General features: G+C 51.8%; 15 protein-coding genes and 1 tRNA gene. 10 read left to right on the plus strand and 6 right to left on the minus strand.

Annotated features, from left to right (window positions below):
- The first annotated feature begins 17 nt into the window (after positions 1-17).
- The gene (gene efp / locus PHN51_00365) at positions 18-581 is read left to right on the plus strand and encodes an elongation factor P (protein ID MDD2817230.1); all 564 of its coding nucleotides are present in this window, start codon (positions 18-20) and stop codon (positions 579-581) included.
- Positions 581-1,015: a transcription antitermination factor NusB gene (gene nusB / locus PHN51_00370; GenBank protein MDD2817231.1), complete on the plus strand. Its 435-nt coding sequence runs from the start codon at positions 581-583 to the stop codon at positions 1,013-1,015. Before efp ends, nusB begins: the two co-directional genes overlap by 1 nt.
- Here the strand turns inward: nusB and PHN51_00375 are convergent.
- The 4 genes from PHN51_00375 to PHN51_00390 all read right to left on the minus strand — a co-directional run bounded on the left by PHN51_00375 (position 1,008) and on the right by PHN51_00390 (position 4,390).
- The gene (locus tag PHN51_00375; GenBank protein MDD2817232.1) at positions 1,008-1,607 is read right to left on the minus strand and encodes a hypothetical protein; all 600 of its coding nucleotides are present in this window, start codon (positions 1,605-1,607) and stop codon (positions 1,008-1,010) included. The genes nusB and PHN51_00375 overlap by 8 nt on opposite strands.
- A gap of 10 nt (positions 1,608-1,617) precedes the next feature.
- Complete coding sequence (locus PHN51_00380; protein MDD2817233.1) at positions 1,618-2,487, minus strand: hypothetical protein; 870 nt, start codon at positions 2,485-2,487, stop codon at positions 1,618-1,620.
- Between the two features lie 61 nt (positions 2,488-2,548).
- A complete protein-coding gene (locus PHN51_00385; GenBank protein MDD2817234.1) occupies positions 2,549-3,250 on the minus strand; it encodes a hypothetical protein in 702 nt (233 codons plus the stop codon).
- 18 nt (positions 3,251-3,268) lie between these two features.
- Complete coding sequence (locus tag PHN51_00390) at positions 3,269-4,390, minus strand: hypothetical protein (GenBank protein MDD2817235.1); 1,122 nt, start codon at positions 4,388-4,390, stop codon at positions 3,269-3,271.
- Between the two features lie 296 nt (positions 4,391-4,686).
- Between PHN51_00390 and PHN51_00395 the strand changes: the two genes are divergently transcribed.
- On the plus strand, positions 4,687-5,523 hold the full coding sequence (locus PHN51_00395) for an SDR family NAD(P)-dependent oxidoreductase (protein ID MDD2817236.1): 837 nt from the start codon (positions 4,687-4,689) through the stop codon (positions 5,521-5,523).
- 37 nt (positions 5,524-5,560) lie between these two features.
- On the opposite strand, the gene PHN51_00400 is transcribed toward PHN51_00395, so the two are convergent.
- On the minus strand, positions 5,561-6,796 hold the full coding sequence (locus PHN51_00400; protein ID MDD2817237.1) for an MFS transporter: 1,236 nt from the start codon (positions 6,794-6,796) through the stop codon (positions 5,561-5,563).
- Between the two features lie 158 nt (positions 6,797-6,954).
- Positions 6,955-7,031 (minus strand) — tRNA-Leu (locus PHN51_00405).
- 50 nt (positions 7,032-7,081) lie between these two features.
- Here PHN51_00405 and PHN51_00410 point away from each other — a divergent pair.
- The 7 genes from PHN51_00410 to PHN51_00440 all read left to right on the plus strand — a co-directional run bounded on the left by PHN51_00410 (position 7,082) and on the right by PHN51_00440 (position 16,624).
- Positions 7,082-7,684, plus strand: coding sequence for a response regulator (locus tag PHN51_00410; GenBank protein MDD2817238.1), 603 nt, complete (start codon positions 7,082-7,084; stop codon positions 7,682-7,684).
- Positions 7,685-7,716: 32 nt separating this feature from the next.
- The gene (gene polA, locus PHN51_00415) at positions 7,717-10,371 is read left to right on the plus strand and encodes a DNA polymerase I (protein MDD2817239.1); all 2,655 of its coding nucleotides are present in this window, start codon (positions 7,717-7,719) and stop codon (positions 10,369-10,371) included.
- 112 nt (positions 10,372-10,483) lie between these two features.
- The gene (rpsA, locus tag PHN51_00420; protein ID MDD2817240.1) at positions 10,484-11,926 is read left to right on the plus strand and encodes a 30S ribosomal protein S1; all 1,443 of its coding nucleotides are present in this window, start codon (positions 10,484-10,486) and stop codon (positions 11,924-11,926) included.
- A gap of 73 nt (positions 11,927-11,999) precedes the next feature.
- Positions 12,000-12,590 (plus strand): dephospho-CoA kinase, encoded by a 591-nt coding sequence (gene coaE / locus PHN51_00425; GenBank protein MDD2817241.1) that lies wholly within the window; start codon positions 12,000-12,002, stop codon positions 12,588-12,590.
- 31 nt (positions 12,591-12,621) lie between these two features.
- Positions 12,622-14,679: an excinuclease ABC subunit UvrB gene (gene uvrB / locus PHN51_00430; GenBank protein MDD2817242.1), complete on the plus strand. Its 2,058-nt coding sequence runs from the start codon at positions 12,622-12,624 to the stop codon at positions 14,677-14,679.
- Positions 14,676-15,641: a TerC family protein gene (locus PHN51_00435; protein MDD2817243.1), complete on the plus strand. Its 966-nt coding sequence runs from the start codon at positions 14,676-14,678 to the stop codon at positions 15,639-15,641. Before uvrB ends, PHN51_00435 begins: the two co-directional genes overlap by 4 nt.
- The gene (locus tag PHN51_00440; GenBank protein ID MDD2817244.1) at positions 15,638-16,624 is read left to right on the plus strand and encodes a TerC/Alx family metal homeostasis membrane protein; all 987 of its coding nucleotides are present in this window, start codon (positions 15,638-15,640) and stop codon (positions 16,622-16,624) included. The genes PHN51_00435 and PHN51_00440 overlap by 4 nt, the downstream gene beginning before the upstream one ends.
- The last annotated feature ends 1 nt before the right edge of the window (position 16,625 follow it).

A 16,625-nucleotide genomic window follows, 5' to 3' on the forward strand; every position in this document is an offset into this window, starting at 1 on the left:
CATCTGGAGAGATTCACGTGGCAACTTCGAATGACCTTAAGAACGGCCTTGTCCTGAGCATTGATGGACAGTTGTGGACCGTTATTGAATTCCAGCACGTGAAGCCGGGTAAGGGCGGCGCATTCGTGCGCAGCAAGCTCAAGAATGTGCTCTCGGGCAAGGTTGTTGACCGCACCTTCAATGCTGGCGTCAAGGTTGACGTTGAGCAGGTTGATAAGCGCGACATGCAGTACCTCTACCGCGATGGCGATGACTGGGTATTCATGGATGAGAGCAGCTATGAGCAGTACCCAATCTCGAACGCCGTGGTTGGCGACTCAAGCAAATTCCTCTTGGAAAACCAGAGCGCCACAGTTTCCGTTCATAACGGCACGCCAATCGTGGTTGACCTTCCACCAAACGTCGAATTGATGATTACCTACACCGAGCCTGGTGTGCAGGGTGATCGTTCAACTGGTGGATCAAAGCCAGCAACGCTTGAAACTGGTGCAGTGATTCAAGTTCCGTTGTTCATTGAGAACGACACCAAAATCAAGGTCGACACCCGTGACGGTTCTTACCTTGGTCGCGTGAACGACTAGTGGCAGCCCGTAGCAAGGCTCGCAAAAGGGCTTTGGATGTTTTGTACGAAGCTGATTTGCGTGGCACCAGTGCCAAAGAGGTACTCGAAGGGCAGATTGATCGCCGTGCTGCTGACAAAGAGCCTGAACTCAATGCGTACGTAACAACCCTGGTAAATGGCGTCACCGAAAACCAGGAACAGATCGACGAGATCCTCGGCACCTATTCAATGGGCTGGACTCTTGATCGCATGCCAGCTGTTGATCGCGCTGTCCTGCGGATTGGTGCCTACGAGATTATCTGGGCCAACGACATCCCTGACGCTGTTGCCATCAGTGAAGCCGTCGCTTTAGTAACCGATCTTTCAACAGATGAATCGTCTTCATTTGTGAACGGGTTGCTTGGGCGAATCTCTGAGATCAAGCCTTCGCTTGGAATTCCTTCAGCTAGTTAGAAACTGTGACTGCAGGTGATAAATCAGTGCTGGCGACCGCATTGGTCACTGTGCCTCGCAGTGTGACGTTTGTGGCTCCTGTTGTACCGCCGCCAGTTCGAGTGACGATTACTAAACCGTAATAGTTCGTATTGGCTAGGTTTCCAACAGTTTCAACTGTATTCGTTTTCGAAACGTTTGTTGTGGTTGCCGCCTGAATCACTGATTCAGTGCCACCACATACGGTTCCAACATAAGGAACAGTGCATATCTTTATCTGCAGGTTGCGACTGTTACTCAGCCTATTCCAGGTCGCGCGCATGGTCCATTTAGCTAGATCAACAGTGCTGCTATTGGTGAGTGTGAAAGGAATGGTTTTCACCACGGGATTTGTACCGCTGTAGGTGCCCGTTGATCCAGTGAAGTCAGCCCCAATGGCTCCAAAGCGGATACCCCATTGCGCTGAGACAGCAAGCTGTTGATCGGCTTGCGCTGATGTTGCCGAATTGCTTGCTGTGGCGGTTTGCACAGCATTGGCTACAGCCAGTGGAATAGATGACAGCATAAGTACTGGTGCTAGAAAGCTTGCGGCAAGTGCGAAGTTCGGTTTCATGATCATTCAATCAACTTGCTATGGAGGTGGGATTGCGTTGTGTGGTGGTCAACGTGAACTTGAGTGAAGAAGTTTGATTTTGAATCGTATTTGTTGTTGGAATAGAACCATTTTGGACACTCTGGGTTGGCGCAAGAGGCAAAAAGAATTTGAATCGCAATCTTGCCACGGCTGTAGAGTTATCAGTCGTCGTGGAATTTGAAGTCAGCGTTGTAAATGGATTTGGTGCAGCACCGTTCAAGTTTGAGGGAGTCGCAATGAGCGACTTTAGGTAGGTCTGCGCGACAACATTGACAATGTCCGAAGTGTTGTTGCCACATAAACCCGGAGCAGTTCCAACAGATGTCCACCCTGAAGCTACATTGCAATGATCAACGGTGAGCTGCAAACCTGGAATGGTTCCAGTTGCGCCGCAGAAAGTCCCATCAACTGTGGTCGCGTTGCATCGGGAAAGTGCAGAGCCTGCACCCGCATTCGCAAGATCAGATATCTGCATCGTGAGTCCCGTGCCATTGACGGCTCCGCTGAGATACAAATTCACGAAACGATAAACCGTGTCGCCAGGTTTCATGGCTTTTGCGGTGATGCCGTCGGTGTTCCCCAGACGCCAACTCGTTGTTCCAGACTGTAAAGGGATTGCAGGCGAGGTTACAGTCGCAAGGCCAAGACCATTTGATCCTCCAGTGGACTCAGGATTGGGGCTGAGTACGAGCGCCAAGATGCCGCTTTGAGTTTCGAGTGGATTGCCAGAATTATCCGATGTCGCCTGGAGTGATGCTAAGACTCCAGTGGTACTTAATGTGAAGCCCCCAATTGCAATCACGGCTGCAAGAAGGAATCGGAAGAGCAGATTCCTCGGTGCCGGGGGTCGCACGTTCACGGTTTCCTCCTATCAGAGGTGGGTGGTCGTAGAGCAATGGTCACTACGACCACCCATGTGGTTATGAAGCGGTTGTTGTTTCCGTGCGTTGCTGCTCAGTAAATGTGAAGGTCAAGTTAGTTGAGAGTCCCTGAATCGAGCCGGGAGGCAGCTCTCCATTCGATGTAGTTTCGGAACTTGTTGGCAACGAGATTTTGATTCGTGCATATTTCACTGCTCCCGGGGCTATTGCCACAGCTGGCCCAACGACATCCTTGGTACCAAACGACGAAATTGACGTCGATGCAATTGGGTTCGTCGTAGTTCCGGAGCAGGTGCCCGGTTCTGTGGTGACGGCAGTCCATGCCACGGAACATAGGTCTACAGCGACTGCAAGCCCATTTGCGCTTGTCGTTAGTTCGTTGGCGGAAGACCCCGCGACGCCAAGAGTCATGCCTAGTGCCGGCAATGAGCCGCCGTTGGTGAGTTCAATAAATCGATAGACGATGTCACCGGGTGCCATGGCCGAAATAGCTGCGGCTGCCGCACCGGTCACGGCAGGTGTTGTCGTTCCTGTCGTACCTATACCAGCTCCGATCGGTGTCAACGTGAGACTCAATGTTCCAGTAGACGTAGCCAATGCATTGCCGGAGTTGCTCGCGGTAGCTTGAAGTGCAGCCCAAACGCCTGACGTCGTCAAGGACAGCCCGCCCACAGCGACAATTGAGGCTGCCGCGATCTGGGCTCCTGCTGGCCAAGAGGCCGTCAGTGATTTGCCGAACATGATGGTTCCTTTCGTGGGTTACTGATGTTGAAGTTCTTGGTCATTTGCGCCGGTGATTTGTTCTGGTTTCTTGGCAACTGGTCGGGCAGCGACTCCGTACATCAGGAGCAAGGTGCCCGCTGTTCCAAGTAACCCGATGATGGCGGCGAACCCGGCAGGCGAACCGATTCCAGGCAAAATCGCACCTATGTATGGAATGACTGCAACTGCCGCATAAAGCCGTTGATTTGGATCCACTTGAACACTTGATAGTCCAGAAGGTGCACTTGAATTCTCAAGGCCTATGACAACGAGGTTCTTATTACTCACAAGTTTGATCGAGTGCGTCTTGACCTTTTCGATGGTGGCAGAAAGTGCTCCAGGCATCGTTACTTGCAAATAGTCACCGTTTTGGATCGTGCTGGAAATGCGAGGTTGAAGGAGCACAACCGACTGAGTGGGTAGACCGTGTGAATCGGCAGTGACGGGAATTGTTGCGACAGTGAATCCCAAGAATGAACGAATGCCGACGAGAACCAGAAATCCAAAGCCAATGAACGCTGTAATCACGCGTAAACGAACGGGATTCGTCGATTTAAGTGTTGAGGTGGAACGCGCTCCTGCATCCTCAGCTCTCCGCTTCAACATTGGCGCAATCATGAGGAGAAACGGAATGCCAAGAGTAAGTAAACGTCCTGGCAATGAATCTAGGAATGGAAACGCATTGAGAAAACGAGGTATTACGGCAATGACATGCGAATTGATTGCTGCCGTGGTGATTTGCTGAATGTCTTGGGTCTTATTTGCGTCGCCTTTGGTGATCCATGTGTCACTCGTGTCACCCTGGGCAATGATTCTGTGAGAGGTTTGATGCCCATCAGCTGGCGAATCAAAAATATAAATATCGTTAAGAACGACATTGCCATCAAAAGGCTGGGTGATGAGTAAATCTTCTACGTTGGCAACAGGCTCCATTGACTGTGACAGGACAGTGGCCGTAGAAAACCCTGCAAAACGGCCCACGGCGATCACGCCAACTAGCAGAATCCAGAACGCAGCAAACGCGATGACTGCATAACGAATGTAGTCACGCGCAGTTTTGGGAACGGTGATAGCACGAGAGTCTTGCTCTCGCTCTTGATGAACTTCGTTCACCGACACCGGACCCTCCAACTTGGTCCGAGGTCGGTCTCACCACTCACTCCCCATGACCGTCCCTGCTGAACAGGATGGTGACCGATGCTCGATCATGGATCTTTGTGTCCTCGACTGCTTTCGCAGTGACTTCATTTAACCCCTCGATGAGGCACTTAGTCAAACGAAACGCAGACAAATTGGTAAATATTTGTAACGATTAGGAATTGAAAAGATGTTGCAGCTATTGGACCATTTCGATTCAGTCACGAATGTCTGGTCATTGTCCTACCATGTACGCATCAACGAAGCTAGGAGTTTGAATGTCACCAAAAGCATTAGTCACCGGCGGAAGTCGCGGAATTGGAAAAGCAATTGCACTCGCACTTGCTGATGCCGGATTCGATGTTGCTGTCGCTGCTCGTACCTTGCGCGCATCTGATCCAACGCCAGAACACAGTCAGACCGTTCACAAGCAGGACCTGCGTCCGCTTCCTGGTTCCGTCGAAGAAACCTGCGCACTGATTGAAGAGCGTGGGCAAAAGTCACTTGCGTTGAAGATGGACCTTACTGATCTTGCGCAGGTTGAGGCTGCATGCGATGAACTCCTGGCTCAATGGGGTGGCGTTGACGTTGTTGTGAACAACGGTCGTCACATTGGACCTGGTCTGATGGATTCAATTCTCGATACCCCAATTGAGCAGTACCCACTGTTTGTTATGGCGCACGGTGTTGCACCAATTCGCATCGCACAGAAGTTGCTGCCACCGATGATTGCAAAGGGTGAAGGAACCTTCGTCACGATTTCTTCTGGTGCTGGTTACGAGTTCTACCCAGAAGGCGACAAGCCAGGTCTTGGTTACCGCATCGGTAAGGCTTCAGGTCACACCTTGGTTGGCTCAATCCAGGCTGAGCACCGTGATCAGGGCATCAAGGCCTTCAACGTCAATCCAGGTTTCGTCTTAACCGAGCGCAACTCACTCGACGTTGAAGAATTTGGTTTCGATCCGGCCTGGGCTGGTCCGCCAGCGGCCGTGGGTGCTGCAGTGACATGGTTGGTAACTGCCCCCGAAGCTGCAGATATCCAACGTCAGAACATTGACGCACAGCCATTGGCCCTAGAGAAGAACCTCTACCCAGATTGGCGTCCACAGGCGTAAACGCAGGTTGTCGCTTTCGAATTGTTCGCGGCGCGAATTACACCTTCGCGTCGCGAACATTTGGAAGTGTCCAAATGAAGAGCCCGGCAACAAGCGAGCCACCCGCAACAAGCAAGAACGGGATCGTGTATTCGCCAGCTAGTTGATGCGTAAAGCCGATGTAGAACGGCGAAAGCGAAACTCCGAGCGTTACATAGAGATTTGCCCGCGCGAAGAGATGCGCATATCTATCAATTCCGTACAGGCCCAGCACCCATAGCGGAATAAGTACTTGGTTGTTGCCCACGGTGAGGCCCATCAACATGGCGCCAATAACAAGTTGCGGCAGATTTTGACCCGTTGCGATCAGCACCAGAGCAGTTACCTGCAAGGCAGACATAGCCAAACTCAAGTACTTAATTGGTACATGCGGCAGCAGGAAGAATCCGATTACTCGACCCAATACAGCCATCGCAGCCATTGCCGATACGGCAAGCGCGATGTTTCCAATGCCTCGCTCCTGCCCGAGCGTCAATAAGTGAGCAATCGCTGCAACTTGCGACAAGATCAATAAGCCGAAAGCAATACAGATCGTGGGAAACGCGCGCCCGAGTGGACGTTTGTTGGCAATTTCAGTTTCTGGTTCGTGATGTTCGGTGGCTTCAGGCTGTTCTTCTATTGGTTGATAGAGATCAACAGGCGCTGTTGGTTTTGCGAGATAGACGACGGGAATGATGACGATCAATAGAACAATGGCCATCGTGATTCCGGTCGCGTGCAGACCGTGCGTTTCAATATTCGCGGTGATGATCGGCGTGAAAATCGCACCACCCACTGAAAGTCCGGCTGCGGCCACGGCAAGAGGTTGCGCCGGCGCATGCCCTACGAATTTGTCGAGCACCATTGTTGAACCTGGGATCAGAGAGAAGCCAGAAGAAGCCAACCCGTAAATCAAGTAGACCAACCACAATTGCCATGCTTGCGTGATTGAACCAAGCAGAGCCAAGCAGATTGCGGAGATAAGAACGCTGACCACGATGATCTTGCGAATTCCAATGGTGGGAATCCAGCGCGCGACGGGAATTCCACCAACACCCGAGCAAAGTAAGTAAATGGTCGCACCGGCTGATGCAGCGGTAAGTGAAATACCAGTGGTGTTGATGTAGTTGCGATTGAACGCACCGAGAACATAAAAGCCAAAGCCAGCATTCAAGCTGAGCATTAAGAAGGTGGCTCCAACGACAAACCATGCGCCACGCATTGAGGCAGGAGCGTTACCTGTCTTAGTTGACACGTGGATCCTTACTCAACGTCTTCGGGGTGGTGCCTCACCGAGACACTGATGAGGGGTCCCTGCACTGTATTTGGTGGACAAGATGAATGGATGTGAATTGACCCATTCGGGGGAGTGATGGACGTCATGCCCTTCATGTGAGAAAAGAAGGGTCTTGATGGTGCCCCGGGTGAGATTTGAACTCACACTGGACCGAGTTTGAGTCGGCTCCCTCTGCCGGTTGGGGTACCGGGGCGCGGAGAGAACACTACCGGTTCTCCTTCGGACGGGCTCTAGGGTATCGGTGTGGCAGCAAATCAGGTTCGAGTTCTCGTGGCTGAAGATGAGGCGTTGATCCGCATGGATCTTGTGGAAATGCTCCATGAGCTTGGCTACAGGGTCGTCGGTCAGGCGATAAACGGCGAAGTAGCCGTAGAGCTTGCTGTGGCGTTGCATCCAGATGTGGTGCTGATGGATGTGGCGATGCCGGTACGAGATGGTCTCTCAGCAGCTGCCGAAATTATTGCGACCAGAGTTGCTCCGGTAGTCATGGTCACCGCCTTTAGCGAGCGTGACACCGTGGCTAATGCGGCGCAGGCTGGCGCCCTCGGTTTCATCGTCAAGCCCTTCAATCGATCAGATCTTGCGCCCGCAATTGAAGTTGCCGTAGCCCGTTGGCACCAATTACTTGAGCTTGAACAACATATCGATGGGCTAGAGGCCCGGGTACGTGCACGCGATGTGGTGGAAGAGGCAAAGCGATGGTTACAAACCCAACATGGGTTAGACGAGCCTCAAGCCTTTGCTCTTTTGCGAAAAAAGGCCATGGACGGGCGTATTACTTTGGCTGAGGCTGCTGCAGCGATATTGCAGGCTTCATCAGGTGAAGGCTCTGCGATCACCTCATAGGTGTCTGTGGCTCCGCGCCCTAAGATCAGGTCATGTCTGCTGGCCGTTTGATGTTGCTTGATGGTCATTCACTGGCATACCGAGCATTCTTTGCTCTGCCTGTAGAAAACTTCTCCACGACAACTGGCCAACCAACGAATGCGGTGTATGGATTCACCTCAATGTTGGTCAACGTCATCCGTGATGAAAAGCCAACGCATATCGCTGTGGCCTTCGACGTTTCTCGCAAGACATTTCGGTCGGAGATGTTTCCGGAATACAAGGCCAATCGGGAGTCATCTCCAGAGGCCTTTAAGAACCAGGTGCCACTGATTGAAGAAGTGCTTACGGCACTTGGCGTGAAAATTCTTAAGGTCGACGGGTTTGAAGCAGACGACATCATCGCAACGCTGAAGAAGCAGGCCGAAACTGATCGATACGAAGTACTGATCGTCACGGGTGATCGCGATAGCTTCCAACTCGTCGACGAACACACTACAGTTTTGTATCCACGTAAAGGCATGTCGGATCTTGCGCGTATGACTCCGGACGCGGTCGTTGAAAAGTACGGACTGACGCCTACCCAGTATCCGGATTTCGCAGCATTGCGTGGAGACCCAAGTGACAACCTTCCTGGCATCCCTGGAGTCGGCGAGAAGACAGCCACCAAGTGGATTGTCGAATATGGCTCGCTTGGCAACTTGATTGATAACTGCGACAAAGTCACCGGCAAGGTTGGCGAATCATTACGTGCCAATGTTGCCAACGTTCTCCTGAACCGCGAGCTCACGCAATTACACAGCGATGTGCCAATGGACCTACATGTTGACGATTGTGGCCTTGCGGGTTTTGATCGCGCTGTTGTTGATCAGCTTTTTGACATACTTCAATTCCGAGCTTTGCGTGATCGCATTGGTGTGCTGCAAGTTGCAGATCAAGAAACAAGCGAACCAATAATTGTCGCTGAACTTCCCGAAGTTGAAGTTATCGGTGGAATGAAGGCTGCATCGTTCTTGTCTGGGTTGCAACCGCCGGTCACAGTTGCCTTCGCAGGCAACTGGGGTCGCGGAACGGGAACGATAGATCGACTTTGCGTTCTTGATTCCAGTGGCGTCACAGGTGTACTCGAGTTCGATGATGTGAAAGCCAAGGATGCAGCCGTCGCATGGTTGTCTGATTCGAAGATTGCCAAGATTGGTCACGACATCAAGGGCCCCACGCTGGCGCTTTTAGAACTTGGTGGATCCTTAGGCGGCGTCGAGATTGATACTGCATTGGCTGCGTATCTGGCGTCCCCTGGTCAACGTTCGTATGCACTCGAGGCAGTTGTTAATAAGTTCCTTGGTCGTGAACTGTTAGCAAGTGCATCTGGTGAGCAGATGTTGTTCGACACTGAGGTAGACCATTCGTCACTTGTTGACCAAGTTTTCGCGATAAAGCAGCTGGCAGAACTCTTGAGTGAAAGGCTCGAGAGCAATGAGGAGAAATCCCTGCTCGCCGATCTGGAAATTCCCGTAACGGAGTTGCTGGCGCAGCTTGAATTTGTTGGCATTGCGGTTGATGGTGAATTACTCGACACATTGTCACGCGAGTTTGCTGAAGACATGCGTCTCAGCGAAGAAATGGCACATCAACTCGTGGGTCGCCCATTCAATCTAGGTTCACCAAAGCAATTACAGGAGATTCTTTTCGTAGAAAAGAATCTCCCGAAAACTAAAAAAATCAAGACGGGCTACACAACGGATGCTGAAGCACTTCAAGGCTTATTTGCGCAGACTCGTGATCCGCTACTTGAAGCAATTTTGGAATGGCGGGAACGTTCAAAGCTGCGTCAAACTGTTGAAGGTTTGATTCCGCTGGCTGACAAGGCCGGGCGTATTCATACGACTTTCCATCAAACCGTCGCCGCGACTGGTCGGCTTTCGTCCTCGGATCCAAATCTGCAAAATATCCCGATCCGAACAGAGGCCGGTCGCCGTATTCGAGGCACGTTCGTCGTTGGAGAAGGTTTCACTTCGCTGATGACTGCGGACTACAGTCAAATTGAAATGCGGATCATGGCCCACGCTTCTGCTGATGCTGGACTTATCGCAGCGTTTAATGCCGGCGAGGATCTGCACACCACAGTCGCGTCCCAAGTTTTTGGCGTCAAGCCCGGCGAAGTTGACGCGGAAATGCGACGCAAGATCAAGGCCATGTCTTATGGATTGGCGTACGGCCTGTCTGCTTACGGGTTGGGTCAGCAATTAGATATCGGGCCAGCAGAAGCTCAGCGCTTGATGGACACGTATTTTTCCCGATTCGGGGGAGTGCGGGACTATTTGGCCGCTGTCGTCGAAGAGGCGCGGCTGCGCGGCTACACGGAAACTCTGCTTGGTCGTCGCAGGTATCTCCCTGATCTGACCTCGGATAACAGGCAACGCCGGGAAATGGCCGAACGCATGGCCCTCAATGCGCCAATTCAGGGCACAGCCGCCGACATCATGAAGGTGGCCATGCTGAATGTGGCTCGTGAGCTCAAAGCGTCCACGCTCAAGAGCCGAATGTTGCTGCAGGTCCACGATGAATTGGTCCTAGAAATCCACGGTGACGAGGCAGGCGAGGTTGAGGCGCTGGTTCGCGAGGCGATGGCTGGGGCCGCAGACCTCAAAGTGCCGCTGGATGTCTCCGTGGGCGTTGGGCACTCGTGGGAGAGCGCCGCGCACTGATTCCGGACGCGCCCGTATGGGGGATTTCCCCTTGCCGTACCCTTTGGGGGCTACACAACCGTGTGGTGAACCCTCTACTAATCATCGGACCTAACTATTCATGACCGTTTCTATGAACGCACCAGCCCAGGTAGCCATCAACGACATTGGCTCGGCTGAAGACTTCCTCGCAGCTATCGACGCAACCATCAAGTCATTTGAAGATGGCGACATCGTCGAAGGCACCATCGTCAAGGTTGATCGCGACGAGGTTCTCCTCGACATCGGTTACAAGACCGAAGGCGTGATCCCTTCCCGTGAACTTTCCATCAAGCATGACGTTGACCCAAATGAAGTAGTTCATGTTGGCGACATCGTTGAAGCTTTGGTGTTGACCAAGGAAGATAAAGAGGGTCGTTTGATCCTCTCGAAGAAGCGTGCGCAATACGAACGTGCATGGGGCACCATCGAGAAGGTCAAAGAAGAAGACGGCATGGTCGAAGGCCAGGTCATCGAAGTTGTCAAGGGTGGTCTCATCATTGACATCGGTCTTCGTGGCTTCCTTCCAGCTTCCCTTGTTGAAATGCGTCGCGTACGCGACCTTCAGCCATACGTTGGCAAGGTTCTCGAAGCCAAGATCATCGAACTCGACAAGAACCGCAACAACGTTGTGCTTTCCCGTCGCGCTTACCTCGAGCAGACGCAGAGCGCAGTTCGTCAAGGCTTCTTGACCGAACTCGTCAAGGGTCAGATCCGTTCCGGCGTGGTCTCATCGATCGTTAACTTCGGTGCATTCGTTGATCTCGGCGGCGTTGACGGGCTCGTCCACGTTTCAGAACTTTCATGGAAGCACATTGACCACCCATCAGAGGTTGTCGAAGTTGGCCAGGAAGTTACTGTCGAAGTTCTTGATGTCGACATGGACCGCGAGCGCGTATCCTTGTCGCTCAAGGCAACCCAAGAAGATCCATGGCAGCACTTTGCTCGCACACATGCGATCAGCCAGGTTGTTCCAGGCAAGGTCACCAAGCTTGTTCCGTTCGGTGCATTCGTGCGTGTCGAAGAAGGCATCGAAGGCCTTGTTCACATCTCAGAACTCGCAGAGCGTCACATTGAGTTGCCAGAGCAGATCGTTCAGGTCAACGACGACATCTTCGTCAAGGTCATCGACATTGACCTCGAGCGTCGTCGTATTTCGTTGTCACTCAAGCAAGCAAATGACAACAGCGATGCACAGGCAGTGGAAGAGTTCGATCCATACCTTTACGGCATGGCTCCAGCCTTCGACCAAGCTGGCAACTACGTCGGCCCAGAGGGCTTCGATCCAGAGACCGGCGAATGGAAGGCCGGCTTCGAAGATCAGCGCACCGCATGGGAGCGCGAATACGCAGAAGCTCATGCTCGTTGGGAAGCCCACCGCAAGCAGGTTGGTGAAGCACAGGCTGCTGATCAGGCTGCTGCCCTTGAATCAGGCGAGAACGTTTCGGCGTACTCAAGTGAATCAGGCGAAGCTGAAGGCTCACTTGCTACTGATGAAGCCCTTCAGGCTCTTCGTGACAAGTTGGCTGGCGAGTAATTCGAACAGCGTTTTTAAGAAGAGGGGCGGCGTTTGCTGCCCCTCTTCTGCTTTTCCAAGATAGGTTTAACCGGTGTTACGCGTAGGCCTCACAGGGGGCATTGGCTCAGGGAAATCAACCGTTGCGGCAATGTTCAAGGAGCATGGCGCGCACATTATTGATGCAGATCAAATCTCTCGAGACATCGTTGAGCCTGGCGCTCCAGCGATTGACGATCTCGTTGCCGCTTTTGGTCCATCTGTGAAGGCGGCTGATGGTTCTTTGGTTCGCCCTGAACTGGCTCGCATTGCGTTTCAGACTCCCGAACTGACCAAGCAAATGAACGACATCATGTTTCCCAGGATTATCGAAGAAACCAACAACCGTTTTGCAGCAGCAGAGGCAAACGGTGTGCGGTTGGTGATCTATGACGTGCCCTTGCTGACAGAGCTTGGTACCGGGCTCGTGGAGATGGCCATCGTTGTTGATGTTCCTGTTGAAACGCAGGTCATCAGGGCAGTTGCTCGGGGTTTACCCGAGGACGATGTGCGTCGTCGTATTGCGGTGCAGCAAAGCCGTGAGGATCGTTTAGAACTGGCGGATTTCGTCATTGATAACTCAGGTGATCTAGGCGCAACCCAGGAGCAAGTCGACCAAATCTGGTCCTCGCTCATGCCTAGTTAAGTAACTTCCTTTCGTAACGTACGGTGGTCACATGACGCGCCCAATTTCTGACTTACAAAGGCGCGTAGCTCCCTTCACCGTCCGTGCTCCATATGAGCCTGCTGGTGACCAACCAGCGGCGATAGCTGAACTGACCCGAAGGATTTTGGCGGGGGAGAAGCACAATGTTCTCCTTGGCGCAACAGGTACAGGCAAGAGTGCGACCACTGCGTGGTTGGTCGAGAAACTTCAACGCCCAACTCTGGTGATGGCGCCCAATAAAACCTTGGCGGCCCAATTAGCCACAGAGTTTCGTGAGCTTCTTCCTGACAACGCAGTTGAATATTTTGTCTCGTATTACGACTATTACCAACCTGAGGCCTATATCCCACAGAGCGATACGTTCATCGAAAAGGATTCTTCGATCAACGAAGAAGTTGAGCGGCTTCGACATTCAGCCACGAATAGTTTGCTCACCCGACGGGACGTCATCGTTGTTGCCACGGTTTCAGCAATCTATGGCCTTGGTACACCGCAGGAATATGTCGACAGGATGGTCCGACTCCGCGTTGGCGAATCCATTGAACGCGACAAGTTGCTGCGCATGTTTGTCGATGTCCAATACACACGCAATGACATTGCCTTCACACGTGGAACCTTCCGGGTTCGAGGTGACACGGTTGAAGTGTTTCCTGTGTACGAGCAGCATCCCGTGCGCATTGAAATGTTTGGTGATGAGATCGAACGCCTCATGACCCTGCACCCTGTTACCGGAGAAATCCTGACGGACGATAAAGAAATCTATGTATTCCCAGCTTCGCACTATGTTGCAGGCCCTGAGCGCATGGAACGCGCGATTGCAGGGATTGAAGCTGAATTAGAGAGTCGCCTTGCTGAATTTGACGCACAGGGGAAATTGTTGGAAGCGCAACGCTTACGCATGCGAACGACATACGACATCGAAATGATGCGACAAGTAGGTATGTGTTCGGGCATCGAAAACTATTCCTTACATATTGACGGACGTGAGCCAGGTAGCCCGCCAAACTGCCTGTTGGATTACTTCCCAGAAGATTTCCTGTTAGTGATCGATGAGTCGCATGTGGCAGTTCCACAAATCGGTGCCATGTTCGAGGGCGATGCAAGTCGTAAACGCACGCTTGTCGAGCACGGTTTCAGGTTGCCATCGGCCATGGACAATCGCCCGCTGCGTTGGGCGGAATTCGAGGAGCGGGTAGGGCAGCGGGTATATTTGTCGGCCACGCCTGGGCCTTATGAATTAGAAGCAGCGCAAGGTGACATGGTCGAGCAGGTCATCCGCCCAACGGGCTTGGTTGATCCCCAAATTATTTTGAAACCAACTGAGGGTCAAATTGATGACTTGATGGACGAGATTAAGGCACGGTCTGCTCGAGATGAGCGTGTACTTGTTACGACGTTAACCAAGCGCATGTCAGAAGATCTCACGGACTATCTCCTCGAGCACGGAATTCGAGTGCAATATTTGCATTCCGAAGTAGACACCTTGCGCCGCGTTGAACTTCTTCGTGAATTGCGTATGGGAGTTTTCGATGTGTTGATCGGCATTAACCTGCTGCGTGAAGGTCTGGATCTGCCTGAAGTTTCGCTGGTTGCAATTCTCGATGCGGATAAAGAAGGGTTCCTGCGCTCTGAACGGTCCCTCATTCAAACGATTGGGCGAGCTGCCAGAAACGTTTCCGGACAAGTTCATATGTATGCCGACAAGATCACGCCATCTATGCGAAACGCAATAGATGAAACAACACGTAGACGCGACAAGCAAATTGCGTATAACAAAGACCGCGGTCTTGATCCACAACCGTTACGCAAGAAAATAGCTGACATTACGGATCTTTTGGCTCGCGAAGATGCTGACACTGCGGCATTAGTTGAGCAAGTGAATTCGACCAAGGGCAAGCGCCGGATGCCAGCGCATCAAAGTGATTTGGTGCAACTCATCGATGACCTCACTGCTCAAATGCATCAGGCTGCCTTAGAGTTGCAGTTCGAATTAGCGGCCAGATTGCGCGATGAAGTTCGCGATCTGAAGAAGGAGCTACGCGGGATGCAGGAGGCTACGGGCCGATGAACGTCCCAACGTGGTTATGGCTGGCAACTCTGGCTGGATTTTTAGCGATTATCTGTGTTGATCTCTTCGTGGTGGATAGTCGCCCACACACGTTCAGCACTAAAGAAGCAGGCGTTTGGGTAGGCGTGTACATGGCCTTGGCCGCTCTCTTCGCTGTGTTTTTGAGCGTCTATTTCGGTTTGACCTATGGCGGGCAATTCGTCGCTGGGTACCTCACTGAATATTCACTAAGTGTGGATAACCTCTTTGTCTTCCTTGTGTTGATGACTTCATTTGCAGTACCTGCAGTCTTACAACACCGGGTTCTCTTGGTGGGTGTAGTCATTGCACTTATTCTGCGTGGAATATTGATTGTCCTGGGTGCGGAACTCATTTCTCGTTTTGCTTCCATTTTTTATCTTTTCGGCGCCTTCCTTCTTTTCACAGCTTGGAAGGTGTGGAAATCTGACGATGAGGAGCCAGACCCCGCTGGGAATGCATTCGTAAAATTCGTAACGAAGCGATACGCAGTCTCACCCGATTACGACGGAACCAAATTACGAACAGTGGTCGCTGGCAAAAGGATGCTCACTCCGCTAGCCCTTGTAATGCTGGCAATCGGAACTACAGACGTTCTTTTTGCGCTCGACAGCATTCCAGCTGTATTCGGCGTGACGCACGAGGCTTTTATTGTGTTTACGGCTAACGCATTTGCTCTCATGGGTCTACGTCAGTTGTATTTCTTGCTCCAAGGACTCATGGAACGACTCACATACTTGAACTATGGATTAGCCATCATTCTTGGATTCATCGGTGTGAAATTGATTCTCGAAGCCATTCACGAAACAACATCTCTTCAAGTACCACTGATACCTGTGTGGTTGTCCCTTGTGGTGATCATAGGAGTGCTCTGTGTCACTACCGTTCTCAGTTTACGAACAAGTGATGCCTCTCATGGCATTGCGGAAAGCGATGCATCGTGAGTGTTTCTTTAGGGCTTTGGTTCATAACGATCGGCGGGCTACTACTGCTGGTGGTTTTGGATTTTGTTGCGGTGAGTCGCAAACCTCACGAAGTGCAATTCAAAGAAGCCGTGTGGTGGTCGATTTTTTATATCGGTATTGCGATCGCGTTTGGCGTCGCGCTATTTGTCTGGCAAGGGCCTGATTTTGGCACACAATTCTTTACGGCCTACTTGGTTGAGAAGTCGCTCAGTGTAGACAATCTGTTTGTATTTCTCATTATTCTGACGCAGTTTGCGGTTCCTTATGCGTTGCACCAACGAGTTCTCTTGGTTGGTGTCGTGCTGGCACTGTTCTTCCGCGCAATCTTTATTGCCGTTGGTGCAGCAGCTTTAGCAACATTTGCATTCACATTCGTGATTTTCGGTGCAATCTTGATCTGGACAGGCATTCAACTCGCCAGACACCGGAACGAAGATCCAGACCCGATGGATAGCGGCATCGCTCGATTTATTCAACGCCGGATACCTTCAACGCCTACGTATGACGGCAAAAAACTCTTTACTCATATTGATGGAAAGAAGCTAGCCACACCGCTGTTGACAGTCATGTTATTGATTGGTGTAACAGACGTGCTGTTTGCGTTGGATTCGATCCCGGCAACTTTTGGTGTAACTCAAGAAGCTTTCCTGGTGTTCACCGCAAATGCGTTTGCGCTCCTAGGATTGCGGGCCCTGTACTTCTTATTGAAGGGCCTACTCGACAAGCTCATCTACTTGTCCACGGGTTTGGCAGTCATCTTGGTATTTATCGGGATAAAACTCGTACTGACATATTTGCATGAAACTTGGCCATCGATTCCCAAGATTCCTACTGCTTGGTCCCTAATCGTCATTGCCGTAATTCTGGTTGTCGTTACCTTGGCTTCACTCATCAAGGTGCGCAAAGATCCGTCTGCTGTCGCACACGCTGGTCGTTTATTGGAGCATGACGAAGAGAACTAAT

Source organism: Candidatus Nanopelagicales bacterium (assembly GCA_028687755.1).
In the GTDB taxonomy this organism is placed as follows: Bacteria; Actinomycetota; Actinomycetes; order S36-B12; family S36-B12; genus UBA11398.